17 protein-coding genes are annotated in these 21,502 nt (G+C 52.8%); 13 read left to right on the top strand and 4 right to left on the bottom strand.

From position 1 onward, the window contains the following. Nucleotides 1-2 precede the first annotated feature (2 nt). The 4 genes from ACFE8Q_RS00285 (at nucleotide 3) to ACFE8Q_RS00270 (ending at nucleotide 5,773) form a co-directional block, all read left to right on the top strand. Nucleotides 3-1,136 carry a DUF4249 domain-containing protein gene (locus ACFE8Q_RS00285; protein WP_375443349.1) on the top strand — a complete coding sequence of 378 codons (1,134 nt, stop codon included), beginning with the start codon at nucleotides 3-5 and terminating at the stop codon, nucleotides 1,134-1,136. 1 nt (nucleotide 1,137) lies between these two features. Further along, nucleotides 1,138-2,262 (top strand): DUF4249 domain-containing protein, encoded by a 1,125-nt coding sequence (locus ACFE8Q_RS00280; RefSeq protein ID WP_375443348.1) that lies wholly within the window; start codon nucleotides 1,138-1,140, stop codon nucleotides 2,260-2,262. A 52-nt stretch (nucleotides 2,263-2,314) separates the two neighbouring features. After that, entirely contained in the window at nucleotides 2,315-4,669 is a 2,355-nt protein-coding gene (locus ACFE8Q_RS00275) for a hypothetical protein (protein WP_375443347.1), read from the top strand. 135 nt (nucleotides 4,670-4,804) lie between these two features. Beyond that, complete coding sequence (locus ACFE8Q_RS00270; protein ID WP_375443346.1) at nucleotides 4,805-5,773, top strand: hypothetical protein; 969 nt, start codon at nucleotides 4,805-4,807, stop codon at nucleotides 5,771-5,773. A 339-nt stretch (nucleotides 5,774-6,112) separates the two neighbouring features. On the opposite strand, the gene ACFE8Q_RS00265 is transcribed toward ACFE8Q_RS00270, so the two are convergent. From ACFE8Q_RS00265 to ACFE8Q_RS00255, 3 genes are all read right to left on the bottom strand, one after another. After that, nucleotides 6,113-6,394, bottom strand: a complete 282-nt coding sequence (locus ACFE8Q_RS00265; RefSeq protein ID WP_375443345.1) for a hypothetical protein — start codon at nucleotides 6,392-6,394, stop codon at nucleotides 6,113-6,115. Nucleotides 6,395-6,541: 147 nt separating this feature from the next. Further along, nucleotides 6,542-6,925 carry a hypothetical protein gene (locus ACFE8Q_RS00260; protein ID WP_375443344.1) on the bottom strand — a complete coding sequence of 128 codons (384 nt, stop codon included), beginning with the start codon at nucleotides 6,923-6,925 and terminating at the stop codon, nucleotides 6,542-6,544. A gap of 173 nt (nucleotides 6,926-7,098) precedes the next feature. Continuing rightward, entirely contained in the window at nucleotides 7,099-8,412 is a 1,314-nt protein-coding gene (locus tag ACFE8Q_RS00255) for an Nramp family divalent metal transporter (protein ID WP_375443343.1), read from the bottom strand. Between the two features lie 215 nt (nucleotides 8,413-8,627). On the opposite strand from ACFE8Q_RS00255, the gene ACFE8Q_RS00250 reads away from it, so the two are divergent. The 6 genes from ACFE8Q_RS00250 to ACFE8Q_RS00225 all read left to right on the top strand — a co-directional run bounded on the left by ACFE8Q_RS00250 (nucleotide 8,628) and on the right by ACFE8Q_RS00225 (nucleotide 15,398). Further along, nucleotides 8,628-9,287 carry a metal-dependent transcriptional regulator gene (locus ACFE8Q_RS00250; protein WP_375443342.1) on the top strand — a complete coding sequence of 220 codons (660 nt, stop codon included), beginning with the start codon at nucleotides 8,628-8,630 and terminating at the stop codon, nucleotides 9,285-9,287. Continuing rightward, entirely contained in the window at nucleotides 9,287-10,369 is a 1,083-nt protein-coding gene (locus ACFE8Q_RS00245; RefSeq protein WP_375443341.1) for an LptF/LptG family permease, read from the top strand. Before ACFE8Q_RS00250 ends, ACFE8Q_RS00245 begins: the two co-directional genes overlap by 1 nt. A gap of 108 nt (nucleotides 10,370-10,477) precedes the next feature. Beyond that, nucleotides 10,478-11,455 (top strand): DMT family transporter, encoded by a 978-nt coding sequence (locus ACFE8Q_RS00240; RefSeq protein ID WP_375443340.1) that lies wholly within the window; start codon nucleotides 10,478-10,480, stop codon nucleotides 11,453-11,455. Between the two features lie 68 nt (nucleotides 11,456-11,523). After that, nucleotides 11,524-12,960, top strand: a complete 1,437-nt coding sequence (locus ACFE8Q_RS00235) for a DUF6056 family protein (protein ID WP_375443339.1) — start codon at nucleotides 11,524-11,526, stop codon at nucleotides 12,958-12,960. Next, nucleotides 12,957-13,700, top strand: coding sequence for a dolichyl-phosphate beta-glucosyltransferase (locus tag ACFE8Q_RS00230; protein ID WP_375443338.1), 744 nt, complete (start codon nucleotides 12,957-12,959; stop codon nucleotides 13,698-13,700). The genes ACFE8Q_RS00235 and ACFE8Q_RS00230 overlap by 4 nt, the downstream gene beginning before the upstream one ends. A 6-nt stretch (nucleotides 13,701-13,706) precedes the next feature. Beyond that, a complete protein-coding gene (locus ACFE8Q_RS00225; protein ID WP_375443337.1) occupies nucleotides 13,707-15,398 on the top strand; it encodes a hypothetical protein in 1,692 nt (563 codons plus the stop codon). A gap of 76 nt (nucleotides 15,399-15,474) precedes the next feature. Here the strand turns inward: ACFE8Q_RS00225 and ACFE8Q_RS00220 are convergent, their stop codons facing one another. Beyond that, on the bottom strand, nucleotides 15,475-16,500 hold the full coding sequence (locus ACFE8Q_RS00220) for a phytanoyl-CoA dioxygenase family protein (protein WP_375443336.1): 1,026 nt from the start codon (nucleotides 16,498-16,500) through the stop codon (nucleotides 15,475-15,477). Nucleotides 16,501-16,655: 155 nt separating this feature from the next. On the opposite strand from ACFE8Q_RS00220, the gene ACFE8Q_RS00215 reads away from it, so the two are divergent. The 3 genes from ACFE8Q_RS00215 (at nucleotide 16,656) to ACFE8Q_RS00205 (ending at nucleotide 21,410) form a co-directional block, all read left to right on the top strand. After that, nucleotides 16,656-19,832: an efflux RND transporter permease subunit gene (locus ACFE8Q_RS00215; protein WP_375443335.1), complete on the top strand. Its 3,177-nt coding sequence runs from the start codon at nucleotides 16,656-16,658 to the stop codon at nucleotides 19,830-19,832. 102 nt (nucleotides 19,833-19,934) lie between these two features. After that, nucleotides 19,935-20,228, top strand: a complete 294-nt coding sequence (locus ACFE8Q_RS00210) for a DUF952 domain-containing protein (RefSeq protein WP_375443334.1) — start codon at nucleotides 19,935-19,937, stop codon at nucleotides 20,226-20,228. An 84-nt stretch (nucleotides 20,229-20,312) separates the two neighbouring features. Further along, nucleotides 20,313-21,410: an efflux RND transporter periplasmic adaptor subunit gene (locus ACFE8Q_RS00205; RefSeq protein WP_375443333.1), complete on the top strand. Its 1,098-nt coding sequence runs from the start codon at nucleotides 20,313-20,315 to the stop codon at nucleotides 21,408-21,410. The last annotated feature ends 92 nt before the right edge of the window (nucleotides 21,411-21,502 follow it).

Here is a 21,502-nt window from a genome sequence, read left to right as displayed (position 1 = left end):
CCATGAACTGGTTATACACAACACGGCTGGCTTGTTTGCTGCTTTTGCTGGTGGTGGGCAGTTGTGTTGATCCTTACCGGCCACCCGAGATCAGTTCGCCGGAAAGCTATCTGGTCGTAAGCGGTTTTTTCAATAGCACGCCGGGAGCCTCCACCGCTATTCGCCTGTCACGTACCCAGAACCTGACCGACAACAAAACGCCTATTCTGGAAACCAAAGCGCAGGTTACCATCGAAAGTAAGGGCAAAACAAACTATGTGCTCACGGAGGGTAGCAGTGCAACCTACACGCTGGCAGGCATAACGCCACAGGCAGGCGAAATGTACCGGCTGCACATCCGCACGGCCAGGGGGAGCGAGTATTATTCCGACTACGTGCCGGTGGTAAAGTCGCCACCAATCGACAGTGTTAGCTGGCGCATCGACGAGGAGAACGTGCAGATCAACGTAAATACCCACGACCCCACCAACAACACCCGATACTACCGCTGGGATTATGACGAAACCTGGGAATACAAAGCTATCTTCAATTCACTCTTTGAGTTGAAGAGTAATGAAGTTATCAATCGTCAGGAAAGCCTTTACAATTGCTGGAGTAGCGGCGCATCAACCAACATCATCACCACATCGACAACAAGGCTTAGCAAAGACATTGTCAGCCAGTTTCCGGTGGCCTATATTCCCGGCAGCTCGCCTAAGTTTGGTATTAAGTACAGCATTCTGGTGAAGCAGATGGCCCTGACCCAGGCTGGCTTCAACTACTACGACCAGCTAGCTAAACTGACCCAGAACATCGGCTCCGTTTTTGACCCGCAACCCACTCAGATTACGGGCAATATTCACTCGGCCACCAACGAAAGCGAACTGGTCATGGGCTTTTTCCGGGTTGGTTCTGTGGAAACAAAGCGTATTTTTATTGCCAATTCACAATTACCCAAATGGCCCCCATATTACGGTGATGGAGGCTGCCTGTTAGATACACTACTCATTGATCAGGTCCGAAAAAACCAGTCGTTTATTGTCACGACCTGGCAGCCTCCTCCTGGCACTACTATTTTCTACCTGACAACCACCCAGACCTGCATGGACTGTCGCCTACGGGGAGGCACCAACAAACAACCCGATTTCTGGAAGTAACATGCTGTCAGCCGTTCAACGTCAACTCATAGGCTTTTCGCTGCTTTTGCTACTGGCAACAGGCGGTTGCGTTGACCCCTACCGGCCACCCGAGATCAGTGCGCCAGACAGCTATCTGGTCATGAACGGGTTCTTCAACAGCACACCAGGAGCCACTTCCACTATTCGTCTGACACGTACCCAGAACCTGGCCGACAACAAAACGCCCATCCTGGAAACCAAGGCGCAGGTAACGGTCGAGAGTCAGAAAAAAACGATTTACACGTTTACCGAAAGCAGCGCTGGTGCCTACACACTGGCGGGAATAACTCCCCAGGCAGGCGAGTTGTACCGGCTGCATATTCGTACAACAAAAGGGCTCGACTATTACTCTGACTACGTACCTGTGGTTAAATCACCACCGGTCGATAGTGTTAGCTGGCGCGTTGAAAACGAGGGCGTACAGATTAACGTGAACACCCACGACCCCACCAACAACACCCGGTATTACCGCTGGGAATACGAGGCAACCTGGGAGTATACCGCCGACTTTTTCTCAGACAAAGAGCTGAAAAACAACCAGGTGGTAGATCGTCAGGACTATATCTTCCGGTGTTGGGGCAACGAAAACTCAACCAATATCCTGACGACTTCCACCGTCCGGCTGAGCAAAGATGTTGTCAGCCAATACCCGATTACGTTCGTCTCCGGCACGTCTATCAAACTTGGTTACCAATACAGCATTTTGGTGAAGCAAATAGGCTTAACCCAGGCGGGTTTCAACTACTATGATCAACTGGCTAAACTGACCCAAAACATTGGCTCCGTCTTCGACCCGCAACCCACCCAGGTTACAGGCAACATCCATTCGGCAACGAACGACAGCGATATAGTCGTAGGTTTTTTCCGGGTTGGCTCTGTTGAAACCAAACGCCTCTTTATTGCCAACGCAGAATTACCTTTCTGGCTAAACAGACCGGGATTCGGTGGTTGCGAAATCACCGATACCATGTCGCTGATCACCATTCGCCGACTCCAGCCAGCCATTATTTCATACGACAATGTGAAGTACACGACCACCACAACAGAGTGTATCGATTGTCGAATAAGAGGAGGCACTACCAAAAGACCTGACTTCTGGAGATAAGACACGTATGCCAGCAAGACGACGATTCATATATTGCACACTACTTACTCTGTTGACACTGAGTAGCTTGCCATTAACGGCCCAAACGCCTGCGCCCGCCAATACGCTCGTGCAATCGTTTGACCAGTATCGCAGGCAGGCGCTTCAGGAAAAGCTATTCATGCATACCGATCAGGCATTTTACCTGACTGGCGAGATCATCTGGTTCAAACTGTATTACGTGGATGGAGCCTTTCACCAACCGCTCGATCTGAGCAAGGTAGCGTATGTTGACCTGCTGGATAAGGACGGCAAACCCGCTTTACAAGCAAAAATTGCCCTTTCGCCCGACGGTGGTAATGGCTCGCTGTTTTTACCTGCCTCGCTCAACTCAGGTACGTACCTGATACGCGCCTACACAAGCTGGATGAAGAATTTCGGCCCCGATTTCTTCTTCGAAAAACCACTGACGATCGTCAACACGTTTAAGCCATTGGGCCTGCCCCTGCTCACCGAAACGGCCAGTGATGATGTTCAACTATTTCCAGAAGGCGGGCAGTTGGTGCAGGGGCTACCGGGCAACGTGGCTTTCAAGATAACAAATCCATCGGGCAGGGGCGTGGCGGTACGCGGCTGGTTGCTGACCGACAAAAATGATACATTGACCCTCTTCCAGACGCATAAATTTGGCATCGGCACCTTTGCCGTAACCCCACAGGCCAACGTAAGTTACCGCATTGTCTTTCAGGATGAGAAAGGCACGATCAGAACGCGCCCGTTACCGGCGGTGCAGGCACGGGGCTACACCATGCACGTTGCCGATGGCGGCACGAACCAGCTAAAAGTGACCGTGGCGACTAACGTCGACGGAGCATCGGCCGTCTATCTGTTCGCGCATACCCGCCACGATATCAAGGTGGCCGATATGAAGCCTATTCAGCGGGAAACGACCTTTCTGCTCGACAGGAACGTGCTGGGCGACGGAATCTCGCACCTGACCATTTTCGATGCTAATCAGAAACCTGTTTGTGAGCGCCTGTACTTTAAACGACCGGCCCAGCAACTGGCCATTTCGCTGACATCAGATCAGCGCCAGTACACCTCCCGATCGGCAGTCAAGCTGGATGTGTCGGTGCAGGCACCGGTTACAAAAACCAGTCAGGCGGGCCTGTCGGTGGCCGTTTATCGGGTTGATTCGCTCGCCACCACCGATTCGGGCAACATACTGAGTTACCTCTGGATGACCTCCGACCTGCGGGGTGCTATCGAATCGCCGGCCTACTACCTACAGCCCGAAACGCCAGAGCAACTACAGGCCGCCGACAACCTGATGCTGACTCACGGATGGCGGCGGTTTCGATGGAACGAGGTGCTGAGTACCAGCCAACCAGCCAGGCCATTTATTCCTGAATACAACCGATTGCTGGTGCAGGGCAGGGTGACCAATCCCACGTCGGGAGCACCCGTTTCAGACGTGCTAACGTACCTGACCCCGCCCGGCAAGCCAGTTCGGCTGTATGCGTCGAGAAGTAACTCCGCCGGGCAAATCCAGTTTGAACTGGAAGACTACTATGGCCCCAAAAACCTGATTCTCCAGACCAATCCGCCAGATAGCCTGTATAATCTGACCATCGCTACTCCATTTTCTGCCAGCCGTTCCAGCACGCGACTGGCCGATTTTTCACTACCCGAATCACAGGCCGACCTACTGGTAAGGCGTAGCGTGGCCATGCAGGTACAATCAACCTATACCGGCGAGCAGGTGAGTCAATACCGGCTGCCAACCGTTGATAGTACCGCCTTTTACGGCACGCCCAGCGAATCGTATCTGCTGGATATCTACACGCGTTTTCCCCGCATGGAAGAGGTATTGCGTGAATACGTACGCGGTGTGATGCCGCGAAAACGGCAAGGCAGTTTCCGGCTTTTTGTTCCCAACATTCCCTACGGCGCTACGCTGTTCGATGAGCCATCGCTCGTGCTGATGGATGGAGTCCCCATCTTCGACATGGACAAAGTAATCGACTTTAGTCCGCTAAAAATTAAGCAGTTAGACGTTGTCACGAATCAGCATTTTATTGGAGCCAATCCATTTTCGGGCATTATCAGCTTCATGACTTATAAAGGTGATCTGGCTGGTTTTCCCCTTACCAATAAACTGGTGAAGCTCGATTATGACGGGCTGCAACTTCAACGGGAATTCTATACGCCCCGCTACGACCGAACCGCCACCAGTCGCCTGCCCGACGCCCGCACGCTCCTGTACTGGAACCCCGATCTAAAAACCGACGCCCAGGGCAAAGCCCAAATCAACTTCTCGACGTCGGACCAGGGAGGAACGTACCTGATTGACGTAAATGGCCTCACTACGCAAGGTGTAGCCGGTAGCCAGCAACTGATTTTCACTGTGAAAAACCAACCAAAGTAGCGGGTCTCGCCTACCTGATGCCATGAAGCAGGACGAGGTAGCAAAGAAGGCGCATAATGATGTAGGTTTGCTGCAAAGAATGGCCCGTCGGCGTGGCAATGCCCGGTGGTGTCTCTACACTAAATATTTGACATAATGTTCGTTCAGCGCAACTTCCTGTATATTGTTATGGCCCTGGCCGTGGGCTTTGCCATTTTTATGGGCGCCACTGTCTACCAGAAAGGCCCCGCCACACCACCCGCCCCGTCGCTGGCCTCCACAAAACCGTTCCGGGATTACTGGTTTGGTGGAAAAGCCGAACTAAACACCTACCGCCTCAATCAGGCACAATACGGGGCTTCCCGCACCGGCGAAGCCGTGCTGGTGTTCGTAACGGAAGATTTCAGAACCGATAAGCAGGTAAAATCAGAGTCGGACGAGTCGCGCAGTATGGCTATCCCGGTGCTGAAAACCAATTACATCCGCCGCTTCGTCACGGGCGTGTATGATTACTCGCTGTTCACGTCGGTCTTCACGCCGATTGACAGCCCCAAATTCCCGAATACATTGAAAGTGACTACGTCGGGGCAGGAATGGTGCGGCCAGAGCTATGTGCAGGTCAGTTACAAAAACAACGGGTATGCGGTATCGGGCCGGTCGTATTTTGAGCAGGAAGCTACTGAAGACTATACCATTGGCAAGGCGATGCTGGAAGATGAGCTTTGGAACCGCATCCGGCTAAACCCCGACAAGCTGCCTACCGGCGATATCCATCTGATTCCCGGTACGCAGGCCGCCCGCCTCCGCCACAAACGCCTGGAAGCGCTCTCTGCCACCGCCACCCTCGACTCGGCTCAGGGCGTTGCCTGGACACGTACCTACGTACCTGGCGTGGCCGTTGGCCCCTGCAAAGCATATACGATCGATTACAAGGAAGACGGACGAACGTTAACCGTCGTTTTCGAGTCGGCTTTTCCGCATCGCATTGCCGGTTGGGAAGATACCTACAAGACAAAAGACAAGGTGCTGACCTCACGCGCCATCCTCCAGAAAAGCCTTCAATCTGATTACTGGAACCACAACACCCCCGCCGACAGCACCCTGCGAAAGGAACTGGGGCTGTAGTGAACGAGACGTCTATTTTCCGTAGCTAAACGTACGTTCACACTTTTAAATTAATCCGAATAGTATAAAAATATTTAAGGGAAAGACTTTACATTTTTTTACCCAGGCTTCATAACTATAATTATGTTATTCGACTAAAGCCAGAAGCAGTTAGTATCGTTAAATTATTCACAACGTAAGAATTTTCTATTTACGCAATCTGGCACCGGTTACTTCAAAAGAAAGGGGGCTCACATTCATAAGTTCGATTTCAGGAAATGTAAGAAAGTATCCACTAACTGTTACTCTCAAACTGTCTTTAGCGAACTCTGTTGTATAAGTTAGTACTGTGTAAAGAAATTACGGTAATCGCTCTCTTATCGACAAAACGTTTATCCAATTGCCTGCCTTTTTCTCATCTCGCTCGTAACGAAGCCAAACTGCTGTATTCGGCCTAGTGAATGAAATCGGCAAATCAGCTCTCAACGACTGATCGTCTACTTTGAGTATCCAACCCCCGCAGCCAGCACACATAGTGAAATCCTGAAAAGCTACTAAAGCTGCTTTTTCTTGAGATTCAACGTCTTTACCACAACTAAAAATGGAAAGTAACAATCCAGATATAATAAGTAGACGGCGCATATACGTATTTATTTAATTCTCAATGGTAGAGCCAGTTTTGCTCGCCAGGGTTGGAATCTAAACTGTTTTATAAGTGCGCTTATGTAAATGGAAGGTTCTAATAATGGCTAATTGTGGCATATCCGTTTGGGTGTAATTGTACAAATCCTACAGGCATTTTTCAAGTATCTGTCGGGGCGCATCTAACACCACTTCGCTAGCTGTAATGGAGACAATTCGCCGACGAGTATCAACTGTAGGGCCGGGGCCGACGCTGATACCCATATACCGCATTACTAGGATATCTCCGTCTTCAATCCAGTACCTATAGTAAGTGTTATTATTAAGCGATTGGCAAGTTTTCGACGTATCTTCTAAAGTGTATAAATAGTCTGGCTCAAATGTCCAACGAAGAAAGGGTTTTTTACTAGCCGAAGGTAAAACAGAAGAGCTATTCCAAGTTCCTATTAGTTGACCAGGTTGCACAGATAAGTCCGGCTCTTTATGGCATCCTGCTAATACAAGCACTAGTATCCATATGTTGTTTTTCATGATGTGTGTTTCTTAGAATCAGTGTCTACTTTCACACAACAAGGATACCTTTCTATTCAAAAACGTTGGAATGGAGGTGTTATATAGGTGCCATTATGTAAAGAAACTACGTGTGTTTTGGCAAATATAGAATGGGCACTAATCTGTTTCGTGAGCGCTACGGTGTTGATTCGTTAGCCCAACACCGTTTCAACCAGCAAGTACACGTTCAGGCCGATGATCAGGCCAGCAACGGCCCACGACAAATAACGTACCCAGCCAGGATTGACGAAACGGCCCATTTTCAGGCGGTCGCTGGTGAACTGCACGAGCGGCACCACGGCGAAGCTGAGTTGCAGCGACAGAATAACCTGGCTCAAGACAAGCAATTCGGTCGTTCCTTTTTCGCCGTAAATGATCGCGACGATCAGAGCGGGCACAATGGCAATCAGTCGGGTGATCAGGCGACGTACCCAGGGTTTCAGGCGCAGGTTCAGGAAGCCTTCCATCACGATCTGCCCGGCCAACGTACCGGTGAGCGTGCTGTTCTGCCCCGATGCCAGCAGCGCTACGGCAAAGATGGTACTGGCCAACTGAACGCCAAGCAATGGATCGAGCAGGCGGTGGGCATCGGTAATGTCGGCAACCTGCTGATTGCCTGAGAAGTGGAAAGCAGCAGCGGCCAGAATCAGGATGGCTGCGTTGATAAAGAACGCCAGTAACAACGACACCGACGAGTCGATGGTGGCGAATTTGATTGCCTGCGTCTTACCCACTTCGGTACGGGGATAGTCGCGGGTTTGTACAATGCTGGAATGCAGGTACAGGTTGTGCGGCATAACCGTTGCCCCCAGAATACCAATCGCGATGTACAGCATCTTCGGATTCGTAACCACTTCAGCACGGGGTATCAGTCCGCCAAAGATGGCACTTACCTCCGGCTTCGACACAATTAACTCGTAGGCGAAACAGGCCAGAATCATAAAAATCAGGCCAGCCACAATGATTTCGATCATGTGGAACCCTTTGTTCTGTAGCCAGAGCAGTAGTAGCACGTCAACGGCCGTAACCGAAATCCCAACGGCCAGCGGCATACCAAAGAGCAGGTTGAGCGCAATAGCCGAGCCAATGACTTCGGCCAGATCAGTAGCCGCAATCGCGATTTCGGCCAGCACCCAAAGCCCCAACCCTACCGGGCGACTATAATGATCGCGGCAGGCCTGCGCCAGGTCGCGTTCGGTAGCAATGCCGAGCTTCAGCGACAAATGTTGAAGCAGAATGGCGAACAGATTGGAGATCATCACCACCGACAGCAGTTTGTACCCAAACTGAGCCCCACCGGCAATATCAGTGGCCCAGTTGCCGGGGTCCATATAACCGACAGCCACCATCAGGCCGGGGCCTAAATACGCTTTTAACGTCCGGAAAAATCCAGCCGACGTAGGTACGTGAACGCTGGAATGCACCTCCGGTAATGATTGAGTAAAGATTTCCTGCCGCCAGGCCATAATTAAACAGTTTACTGTCTTCAGTCCTCTGTCTTCTGTTGCGCTGCTTACTCACTGTCTTTTTCAGTAGCAACGCAACAGAAGACAGAGGACTGAAGACAGAAGACTTATTTTAGATTCGTCTAAAAATTTATTATCATCAACCAAAAAACTACATTTGTGCGAAATATGTTCACGCTACCTGTACAAACGGGAAAGAACGTACCTGCGATGCTATGGCGACACCTTCGTTCACTGAAGAAAACTATCTGAAAACGATCTACGCTATCGCCAGTCGGCAGGAAGGTGAGGTGACAACCAACGCGCTGGCGGAGATGACAGCCACCCGCGCTGCATCGGTGACAGATATGCTTAAGCGTCTGTCCGACAAAGGGTTGATTCACTATAAACGCTATCAGGGCGTTCGGCTAACGGCAGAAGGTGAACGGTTGGCACTGACCATTATCCGGCGGCACCGGCTCTGGGAAGTTTTTCTCGTTGACAAGCTTGGTTTTGGCTGGGATCAGGTTCATGAGATGGCCGAAGAACTGGAACATGTGCGCTCCGACGAACTGGTAACCCGCCTGGATGCGTTCCTTGATCACCCGCAGTTTGACCCCCACGGCGACCCCATTCCGAACCCGGCAGGTCTGATGCCCAACGTAACCTACCGAAAGTTAGCCGACCTTTCCCCCGCCGATGAGGCCTGCCTGATGGGCGTACTGGATCATTCAGTAGCTTTTCTCCAACACCTCGACGCCTGCGGACTGACCCTGGGCAGTGTTGTTAAAGTTTCTGAAATCAGCCCGTTCGATCGGTCGATGCAGGTGACTATTGGGCCCGATCAGGCGTTATTTGTTAGCTACGATGTGGCGAAGAACTTGTTAGTTTCCTAATGAAAAAGCTTGATTGGTACATTCTCAAACGATTTTTGCAGACCTACTTTTTCGTCGTGCTGCTCATCGTATTGATTGTCTGCGTGGTCGATTATACCGAAAAAGTCGATGATTTCCGCAAACGGTCGGCACCCGGTGCGGCTATTTTCTTCGATTACTACCTGAATTTCATTCCGCACTGGGCCAACATGATCAGCCCACTGATGGTCTTCATCGCCACCGTCTTCCTGACGTCGCAGCTTGCGTCCCGCTCCGAAATTATTGCCATTCTGAGTAGTGGCGTCAGCTTTATCCGGTTGCTCTATCCCTATGTGCTTGGGTCGCTCATTCTGGCGGCGGTGAGCTATTACATGGTGAATTACCTGATTCCCAAGGCCAACAAAACGCGGATCGGCTTTGAACTGAAGTACACTAAAGACGCCTACACCTACACAGGCCGGAATGTGCATATGAAACTGGCCCCCAACATATACGCGTACCTGGAAAGCTATAACAACCTGAACAATACGGGCTATAAGTTTACACTTGAAGAAGTCCGGGGAAATCAACTCCGCCAAAAACTGTCGGCCGACCGCATTGAGTGGGATACCAAAAAAGGGAAATGGTCGATATACGACTATCAGGTACGTAAATTCGACGATCAGCAGCATGAAAGCCTCACCCCGCCCATTTCGCGCACCGACTCGACGCTGAATATGAAACCCTCCGATTTCGACTCGGATTTCAGCCTGTTTGAAACCCTGACCAAGCCCGAACTCGAAAGTTATATTGCCCTGATTCAGAGCCGGGGAGCCGACGGAGTGCAAACGTACCTGCTCGAAAAATACACCCGTGCCACGCGTCCCTTCGCCATCGTGATCCTGACCGTCATCGGCGTGATCATGTCGGCGCGTAAAAGTCGGCGGGGCGTGGGTTGGCAGGTGGCACTGGGCTTCATTCTTGCCTTCGTGTATATCCTCTTCTACATGCTGGCCAAAGGCGTTGCCGAGTCGGGGGCAATCAGTCCGGTGCTGGCCGTCTGGCTTCCCAACCTTATTTTCGCGGGCATCGGCGTGCTGCTGTATAATACGATACCACGATAATCTTACGTTTGCCGTTTTCTGTTTACTGTCTTCTGTTTCTCCGCTAAGGTATGAGGTGGTGCAGAAGCAGCGCTACAGAAGACAGTAAACAGAAAACAATAAACTCCTTTGACCCCCACTCCCTCCTTCCGCGATTACCTGCATTTACACTTCATCGTTCTGATCTGGGGGTTTACGGCTATTCTCGGCCTGTTGCTGGAACCACTTGGTGCACCGGCGCTCGTCGCCCTTCGTACGGGACTAGCCGCGCTGGGGCTTATTTTGGTACTGAAAATCAGACCCGATAAAACGCAGACTGGCAACCCCACCGAAGCGGGCGGTCCCGCGTCCGGGCAGGCGCTGGTTGCCCAGCAACGCGCCAGCGATCAATGGGCATTACTGGCCACGGGCGGACTCATTGCCGTTCACTGGTTTGCGTTCTTCTGGGCGGCGCGGCTGTCCAATGCGTCCGTTTGTCTGGCCGGTATGGCAACCAGCTCGCTATGGGCATCGGCCCTGGAGCCAATCATTCTTAAACGGCGCGTTAAAGCCATCGAGATTCTGATGGGCGTGGTAGTCATGTCTGGACTCTATCTAATTTTCCGGTTTGAGTTCGACAAGGTAGCCGGGCTGGCTATGGCCGTATTTTCGGCCATGCTGGCGGCACTGTTCACCATCATCAATAGCCGGTTTGCGCAACGGCACGCTTCGCTGGTCATTGCCCGCCAGGAAATGATCGGTGCCTTTCTGACCTCAGCGGCACTATGTGCTCTTTACATCGCCGTTGTCCACCCGCCAATAGCCGAACTAGTACCCCAACGCCCGGCGCAGTGGCTGTGGCTTTTTATCCTCGCTTTCGTCTGCACCGTATATGCCTACACGGCGGGCGTGAGCCTCTTGCGCAAGTTTTCGCCGTACATGGCTATTCTGACCGTAAATTTGGAGCCAGTCTATGGCATTCTACTGGCGGTCCTGATTTTCAACGACCGCGAGCGAATGACCACAGGCTTTTACCTCGGCACGTTGGTCATTCTGCTGGCCGTGCTGGCTTATCCTTTTTTAAACAATGATCAATTATCAATAAACAATGATCAGTCACCCAGTTGAATAACACATCAACGCACCAAGACTGACAAACTGTTCATTGATAATTGATCGTTGATAATTGATTCCCCATGAACCACCCGCTACTGGCCCGCCTGCTGTCGTTCTCTGCTTACGGATTTTTTGCCATAGCGTTTGTCCCGCTTTTAGCGCTTTCCTGGTTCAATCACCCCTCCGCCGCCGACGATTATTGTTTTGCCGATACAGCCGTGCACTACGGATTCTGGCAGGCCCAGAAATATTACTACGACGGCTGGACGGGGCGTTATTTCTCGAATTTTCTGGTGCATGGTAGCCCGCTTGTGTGGGGCTGGTACAACGGCTTTAAACTTATTCCCGCCCTGATGGCCACGGCCCTGGTCTGGGCCAGCTATCTGTTCATCAGCGAATTACTGCATGGTCTGGTCCCGGTGGCAACAATTCGTCGTGTCGCTGCGCTGCTGACAGGTACGTTGTTTTTCCTGTATATGCTTCTGTTGCCAAGCGTAGTCGAAGCGTTTGTCTGGATGGCATCGATAACGGTGTATACGGTGCCCACCGCCCTGATGCTCTACTGGGGCGCGGTTCTCCTGCGTTGGTACCGGCAGCCTTCAGGTACGTTGCATAGCCTTACGGGCGTTTGGGCCAGTGTGCTGGTTTTCCTGATTGTCGGTTGCGGCGAGACGCACATGCTCCTATTAATCAGCCTGTTGCTGGCGATTATCATGTACCACCTGCTTTTTCATCGTTTCATCGACTGGCGGTTGACTGGGTTGCTGGTAGTTGCGCTTGTGTCGGCCTGGCTGGTTTTTCGGGCTCCGGGCAATGCCGTTCGGATGAGCGGCGGCGCAACGAGTGGCGATCTGGTTGGCGGACTGGTACTATCGCTCAAGTGGCTGATCAGGAACGTACCTGGCTGGTTCATCAAAACACCGTTGCTGCCCCTGGCTATCTGGTGGGGCGTCATTGGCAACACATACCTGTATAAAGGCGGCTCGCTACCGACGGTATTTCGCCTGCCGTTGTGGTATGCCGCGCTGGTGGTGGCCGGACTTTTACTGGCAACGGTGCTTCCCTCTTTCTACGCCACCCAGTTCCTGACGTTGCGGGCTGTCAATGTTACGTATGCCGTATTCCTATTCGGCTTCTTCTACCTGATTACCAGCCAACTAATGGCGTTTTCAGCTATTGCCCGTGTACCTCCATCGGTGCTTCCCACCTTAACCGGCCTTTGGCTTTTGAGCAGCTTGTTCAACAGCCAGCCCATGAAACAGCTATACCGTGACCTGCTGGGCGGAAACGCCGCTACGTATAACCGCGAAATGACGGCCCGGCATGAGTACCTTGTTACCTCAAAACCGGCCGATACACTCCGACTGGCACCCTTGACGGCTTACCCGCCCAGCCTGTTTCTGGAAGATGTACGCACCGACCCCACGCACTGGTGGAATCGCTGCCAGTCCGGGTATTATCACCATAAGACCATCATCGTCGACACTACGCTTCGTGCCCCTTTCCCCCGCTTATGACAACACCTGTTTGTATCATTATCCCCTGCTATAACGAAGCCGAACGCCTGCCCGTCGACGCGTTTCTAGCCTACCAGCAAACGCACACCGACGTTTCGTTCTGCTTCGTGAACGATGGCAGCCGCGATCGAACTGCCGAGGTGCTGGCCAACCTGCAGCAACAGCATCCAGCCCAATTCGATGTGCTGAATCTGACGCAGAACCAGGGGAAAGCGGGGGCCGTACGGGCGGGGATGCTCCACGCTGTTCAGCAGGGCCATGATTATCTGGGCTATTTCGATGCCGATCTGGCCACACCGCTGGCCGAAATCGACAACCTGCGGCTGGTACTCGACAAACACCCTGATTGTGTATTTGTGATGGGTTCCCGCATCAAGCACCTGGGCGTGAACATCAAACGCGACGCCTTCCGGCACTACGTAGGCCGCATCATTGCCACCATCATCAGTCTTATCTTACGCTTGCCTGCCTACGACACGCAATGTGGCGCAAAACTCCTTCGCCGTGAGGTTGTCAGTTCCGTTTTCCGCGACAGTTTCATCAGTCCGTGGTTGTTCGATGTGGAATTACTGGCCCGGCTGATCGGTCATTTTGGTCGGCCAAACCTGGGAGGCAAGCTGCTGGAAGAGCCCTTGCAGGAATGGATCGAGCAGGCCGATTCACGGATTAGCCCCACCTACATGTTCCGCATGTGGACCGAGATGTATCGCATTTACCGTACCTATAGCCATCTGCGTTAACTGTCCATGCCTTTTTCACCGAACTCTTCGCTACAAACGTCGTTGAAAACCCGTTCGCCCTGGCTAGCCTGGTTACTGATTGCCCTGCCCATACTTCTCTTTGCCAGCATTGCGCTTCGTTTTGTTGAAAACATACCCTGGTACGACGATGTGGAGATGTTTATCGTGTTCATTCAGGATTATTACAACGTCGATACATTAAACGAAAAGGTTTACTGGCTGCTGGAACCCAACAACGAGCACCGGATTCTTTTTGCCAAACTGGCGGCGCTATTTACCTACCTCACCACCGGCCATATGAATTTTCGGGGCATGACACTGATCGGAAACCTGTTTCTGTTCTTCAGCCTCGGCCTGTTATACGCCATTTTCCGATCGATGCGCCTGCCGGTCTGGGCGTTTGTGCCGGTGCCGTTTATTCTGCTTCAGCCGCAGTACTTCATGACCATCAGTTGGAGTATCACCAGTCTTCAACATCCGGTGGTGCTGTTTCTGTCCTGTTCGGTCATGTATTTGCTATCCCGAAGCGGGCGAAATCGATTTGTGTGGGCATTGCCACTCCAGATCTTTGCATCACTGTCGATGAGCAATGCCCTCTTCGGCTGGATCAGCGGCGGGGTCATTCTCTGGCGGCAGGGGCATTACAAAAGGCTGGCCATCTGGGGGCTGATGGGCGTAGTGACGATGGTGCTTTACGTGCGGGGATTTGATAATGCACAGGGCCACGGCCAAAGCCTTGATTTCCTGATTCACAAGCCACACATGGTCATCATCGGCTTTTTGTCGTTTATCGGCGGCTCGTTCGATTTCCTGCCCGTTCTCCCCTATTTCTGGCGGGGTATTCTACCCACCATCGGTGGCTTGCTGCTGGTCGGCGTCGCGCTGTGGCTGATCAGTCAGATGAAGTGGCCATTTCGTCGTCAGTTTACAACAAGCGATAACAGGTCGGTCCGGACCATGAATGACAATTTTTTCGTGGGCTGCTACGGGCTGCTCCTGATCAATGCTGCGGCCGTAGGGCTGCTGCGGATGCGGTACGGCTACGGCGTCATGCTGGTGAGCAACTACATGATCTACCCGGCGTTGCTGATCTGCCTGCTCTACCTCAATGGCTTACAGGAGGTATCGCACCGCCAGCGACCCACGTGGCAACGGGTTGGCCTGGTAGTGGGTCTGTTGATCTGGGGGTCGTCGTACTTCTGGCATCTACCCGAAATGCTATACCGGAATAAGTTCGTGCGGGCCGCCGCCTACAACCAGGAACATAACGGAATCGGGCTGGGTGGTCAGGTCGGCACGTTTCTCGAAGGGTACATCAAAAACGCGCTTGATGGGGCCGTGAAAAAAGGATACTACGTCTTTCCGGCCAGTCCGGTGGCCGATTACCCGGAAAGCCGTGAACCGCTACGGGCCGTTGTTCAACTGGCCAATGAATCGTACATCATCGAGAGCGACGGCCTCCCCGACCCGATCAGCGAGGCGTATGCCGTGTTGCAATCACCTGAGCATACGTACCTGACGCCCGCTAAAACGCCTTACCGGCTACCAACCTTCTGGCTACACCGCCCATCACGGGTGCTACAGGCCGAACTACGGGCCAGTGATCTCCGGCCCGGAACCTACCGCGTAGGCTGGGCCCGTTCGTCATCCACTGGCAAAAGCATCCAGTTCTCCGATCAGGTCATCGTGGCGAAGTGAATTTGTAAGGTTCAAGGTCTAATGTCTGAAGTTGCTCCGCAGATTAGCAGAGCAACTTCAGACATTAGACCTTGAACTAAATCGCCTCCCCGCCTTTGAAAATGTTCTCTTCCTGAGGAATCAGCGGATTTTTGAACACATCGGCGTTATTATGCGTGTAACGCTCCGGCTCCTTGCTCACTTCTGACCGGTGGTGCTTATAGGCACTTTGCGACGAATAATGACAGACATACGATTTCCGGGTCTGGCTTTCATTACGAATAGCGTCACCACCATGAGCCAGGGCCGCATGCCAGATCAGCAGATCGCCTTTTTTGATGAGCAGTGTTTCACGCGTCAGCCCGCTTTTCTGGCACACTTCGTCTAAATAGTTGGCAAAGTCATTCGGATCATTGGTCGACTCTCCGTTAAAAAAGATGCCATTGCCAAAGTCGAACTTACGAATGGTATGCGAGCCGGGGTAATAGAACAACGGGCCAGAATCGGGCTCTACATCTTCCAGCGCAATCCAGGCCGCCGCCAGGTGACTCGGAATTTCCGACACCACATAGGCAAAGTCCTGATGAGTTGGCTGCTGACTGCCGTACTTGAACAACAGGCTCTGCATGGCCACTACGCGATCATTGAAAACGGCCTCTAGAAACGTCACGATATGGTTATGGAGCATGATTTTCTTGCCTACCACAGAGGCATCGTGAAAGTCCATGTATTTGATATACGGCCCGTTCAACACGGATTGAGGCACGTCTTTCACCGGCAAAACCGGCGTTTTGGTGTAATCGGGCAGGTCGATACGTACCTGCATGTCGTACTTTTCATGCGTATCGATGACCTGCTCCACCTCGCCCCACAGCATATCGATCCATTCGGTCGGAATTGCCTGCTCAAAAATAACGTACCCATTTTTTTTCCAGAAGGCCAGCTTCTCCGCCATGTCATAGGGGACGTTGGCGGCAGGAGCAAACTGCTTACTGAACTGATCTATGTCGGCCTCTCTCTTATCGATCCACGGAACTGTCTGATAATCAAAGTCAGTAACCCGCTTGGGCTTAGGCTGAATGGCTTGCTTAACGATGCCTTTCAGGCGGTTGATAACGCTCATAGATAATCCCTGTTAACGCGTGGTTCCGCGATATTGACGCATGGAGAATAATCAAAGGTAGGCAACGCAATAGGTAATCTGACGAAACGGAGGGCAACCAATTTTAGGGTCATACTGTTGCAAAATCGTATTGATTACTCTCTCTCGCCCATTTTATGTGGATTGTTCGACTCGCTCTTGAGAAGAAGTACACGATTGCCGTAATGGCGCTGCTGATTCTGATAATGGGGACAGTAGCTAGTATCCAGATGCCCACCGATATATTTCCCCGCATCAATATTCCCGTTGTTACGGTAATCTGGGGGTACAGTGGCCTGTCAACCAACGAGATGGAGAAGATGGTGACCAACTTCTCCGAGACCTCGCTCATCAACAACGTATCGGACATTCAGCGCGTTGAATCGCAGACGTATAACGGCACCGCGGTTATCAAGCTCTTTTTTCAGCCAACGGTCAAAATCGAAGAAGCACTGGCGCAGGTAGCCGCTATTTCGCAAACGATCATTGTCCGCATGCCGCCCGGTACGCAGCCACCGCTGATTGTTCGCTACAACGCCACCGACGTACCTGTATTGCAACTGGGCCTCTCGTCGGACAGTCTCACGGAGCCGCAGATCACCGACTACTCGGCCACCCGCATTCGTCCGCAGATGGCGACCGTATCCGGCAGTAGAATGTCGCAGCCTTTTGGCGGACGTACCCGCCAGATTATGGTCGATCTGGAACCAGAACAACTCATTGCCCGTGGTGTTACGCCCGAAGATGTAACGAACGCAGTTTCGGCCCAAAACCTGACACTCCCCAGCGGCTCACTTCGCCTCGAAGAACGCGAGTATGCCGTTCGGCTAAACAGTAAACCTGATGTCATTTCAACTCTGAACGACATTCCGGTGAAGGTCGTTGGCGGGGTTACCATTCACATGCGCGACGTGGCGAATGTACACGATGGCTCAGCGGTACAAACCAACGTAGTGAAACAGGATGGCAGCCGGGGGGTGCTCTTGAGCGTGGTAAAGACCGGTAACGCCTCCACCACCCGCGTTGTCGATGAAATCACAAACCGGGTTATTCCCACCATTCGGGCGTCGGCACCGGCCGGCTTAAAGCTCGTTGCCCTGTTCGACCAGTCTGTTTTTGTGCGTGCTTCCATCAAGGGCGTAGTCGTAGAAGGCATTATTGCGGCCCTGCTCACCGCCGCCATGATCCTGATCTTTCTGGGTAGCTGGCGCAGTACCCTGATCGTTGCTATCTCGATTCCACTCTCGATTCTGGCCTCGCTCACAACCCTGTATCTGCTTGGCGAAACGCTGAATATCATGACCCTTGGCGGCCTGGCGCTGGCCATCGGTATTCTGGTCGACGACGCCACGGTGACTATCGAGAACATCCACCGCAATGAAGAACTGGGCCTACCCCTGCGCGAAGCCATTCTGGAAGGTGCCGCCCAGATTGCCACGCCCACCCTGGTTGCTACCCTGACGATCTGTATCGTTTTCGTGTCGGTACTCTTCCTCGAAGGTCCTGCCCGTTTCCTGTTCGGGCCGCTGGCAATGGCCGTCGTTTTTGCCATGCTGGCTTCGTACATCCTGTCAAGAACGCTGGTGCCTATGCTCGCCGATCTGATGCTCCGGAACGAACACAAAAAGCATGGGGCCGAAGGGCATGGAGCAACTAACGCTGGCACCCGCCGCACGTTTTACGACCGGTTCAACGCTGGCTTCGACCGATTTCAGAACAGTTACCTGGGTGCACTGAGCTGGTCATTGAATAACCGGAAAACAGTGCTGGCGCTCTTCGCCGTGACAGTGGGCGTCACCATTGCCATGCTCCCATTCGTTGGCCGCGACTTCTTCCCCCGCGTTGATGCGGGCCAGATAAAATTACATCTGCGGGCTCCGGTTGGCTCGCGGATGGAAGAAACGGAACGCATTGCTGCTGAGACCGAAGCCATTATTCGCGAAGTCATTCCTGAGCGGGAAGTCGCTTCCATCATCAGCAACATCGGTCTGACATCCGAACGCTATAACTTCACTTTCACGGATAATGCCGCTGCTGGTGCGGGTGATGCCGAACTGCTGATCTCTCTCGCCGAAGACCCTAGCCGACCGACCGACGATTATATCCACGAACTTCGGAATCGCCTGCGCGAAGAGATGCCCGACGTAACGTATTTCTTCCTCGCCGCCGACATTGTGGGGCAAATCCTGAACTTCGGCCTCACCTCTCCCATCGATGTGCAGATCAGCGGTTTCGACCGGGGCAACAACCTGAAAATCGCCCGTGAACTGCGCCAGCGCATTGCCCAGATTCCCGGTGCGGTCGATGTACACATTCACCAGGTGCTGGATGCCCCCGAAATTTTCCTGGAAATTGACCGCGAACGGGCGGGGCAGTTCGGCCTGACTGAACAACGTGTGGCCACTAACCTGAACATTTCGCTGAGCGGAACGGCCCAGGTACGTCCCAACTTCTGGCCCGATCCGGTTACAGGTTTTCCCTACCTGATTGCCGTACAAACGCCGCCTTACAAACTCGACAGTTACGACAAACTCCTGCGTACGCCGCTGATTGCCAACCAGTCTATGACGCCGCAACTGCTAAGCAATGTAGCCACCGTAAAACGCAGTACCACGCCCCAGATCATCAACCGGGTAAATACCCAGCCGACCTACGATGTGTATGCCGCCGTTGAACGCACCGATCTGGGATCTGTAGCCACGGAGCTGAACAAGCTGGCGAAGGAATACGAACCACAGTTGAAGCCAGGCAACAAAATCCTGATTCGGGGGCAGGTCGAAAGCATGGAAGGTGCGTTTAGCCGTCTGGGCATCGGTATCATCTTTGCGGCGGTGCTCGTGTACCTGCTCATGGTAGTCAATTTCCAGTCGTTCCGCTATCCGTTCATCATCATTACGGCCTTGCCCGGTGCCCTCTGCGGCATGGTCTGGATGCTGTTCCTGACGCACACTACCTTCAGTATTCCGTCGCTGATGGGTGCGATCATGAGTGTGGGCGTCGCCACGGCCAACAGTATTCTGATGGTGAGTTTCGCCAAAGATCACCTGCCCGAAATTGGCAACAACGCCTACGAAGCAGCCTTGGAAGCAGGCCGGACCCGCCTCCGCCCCATCCTGATGACGGCTATCGCTATGATTATCGGTATGCTGCCCATGTCACTGGGTTTAGGCGAAGGTGGCGAACAAAACGCCCCGTTAGGCCGTGCGGTCATTGGTGGTTTGCTACTCGCCACATTCACCACGCTGCTATTCGTACCAACCGTTTTCAGTTACCTCGCAGGCGATAAAAAGAAGAGTGAAAGAGAACTGGCGTAGCCCCCAACCCCCTGAAGGGGGATACTGCTCCGCGATATAGCCAAGCAGCGCAATAGCCCCCTTCAGGGGGTTGGGGGCTACGCTAATGACCAAATAAATCGTATGATCTATCATATCGTAACCAAAGCCGATTGGGAACGGCAGGCCGATGAAGCTGAGTATGAAGCACCAAGCCTGCGAACCGAAGGGTTCATTCATCTGTCGACGAAAGAACAGGTAGCGGGTGTACTGGAACGGTATTATCAGAACGTAGCTGACTTATTGTTGCTTCAGATCGACCCTAACAAGCTGATGCATAACCTGCGGTACGAAGCAGCAACGAATAACGAACATTTCCCTCATCTCTACGGCAAATTGAATAAAGACGCCGTGGTGATGGTGGAAGAAATCAAATAGCCTGTAGCACCGAAGCTCCAGCTTCGGTAGGTAATTCATGTGAAGCTGACTACCGAAGCTGGAGCTTCGGTGCTACTCTTTTCTATGAAACGAATACTTCTTTTTCTACTTCCACTCGCATTGATCGCGCTCTTTGTCTTTATCGGCATCCTGCCCCGCATCAAAAATAAGCAGGAGCTACTGGCCGACGCCGATGCCGAACGTACCCGTGAACTGATCGTCAACGTGGTTTCGCTGCAACAGGGCATGGATTCGACTGGCCTGACGCTGCCCGGCCAGATCCGTCCATTTCTGGAAACCCCTATCCGTGCCCGCTCACAGGGCTTCGTCAAAAAACGGATGGCCGACATTGGTAACACCGTGCAGCAGGGGCAACTTCTGGCCACACTCGACGTACCTGAAATTGAGCAGGACCTCGCCCGCGCCCGCGCCGACCTTGATCTGGCCCAAACCAATCTGGCCCGCGTCACCAGTGTAACCCTGGCGGGTGCGGTATCGAAACAGGATATCGACAACCGGCGATCAGCCGTATCAGTGGCCGAAGCAAACCTGCGTCGGTTCCAGTCAGTACGGGGTTTGCAGGAAATCAGGGCGCCATTCAGCGGGCTTATCACTACGCGTGACGTTGAAGTTGGCGACCTCATCTCGCCGTCCAGCGTGAAACCAATGTACACGCTGTCGCAAACCGACAGGCTGCGCGTGTACGTTGACGTACCGCAAACGTACTTCCAGCAAATCAAAGTGGGCATGCCCGCTACAGTGACAATCGCGGAATTGAAAAACCGGACATTGACAGGCACCGTAGCCCGCACTGGTGGTTCCCTCAACAACGATACCCGGACGCTACTGACCGAGGTCGTTATACCCAATCCGGGTCGAAGTATTCCGTCCGGTTTGTATGCGCAGGTGAAATTCGCTCCACGTGGAGCCTCAAAAGGCAGCATCATGCTACCCGCTAACGCGTTGAAAATGACCCCTAAAGGTGCTCTTACCGCTATCTTGGACGATAACATGAAGGTGCGTTTTCAACCCATTACACTGGGCCGCGACTACGGCACCGTTATCGAAGTAACCTCGGGGCTAACGGGCAGCGAACGAGTAATCACCAATCCGAATGACCGCCTCAAAGACGGCATGAAAGTCCGGTTACGTCAGCAAAAAACCAAGCCCGAGCAGGCGTAAAAAAGAGTTTGGGCGTATCCCCTACATCCAATACATTGAGCCGCCCTGAGGGGAATTTTGCGTTACCAGAGCACCGAACGCTCTAAAAGTGG

It is taken from the genome of uncultured Fibrella sp., from assembly GCF_964250085.1.
Taxonomy (GTDB): Bacteria; Bacteroidota; Bacteroidia; order Cytophagales; family Spirosomataceae; genus Fibrella.
This window is presented reverse-complemented; position numbering and strand designations above follow the sequence as displayed.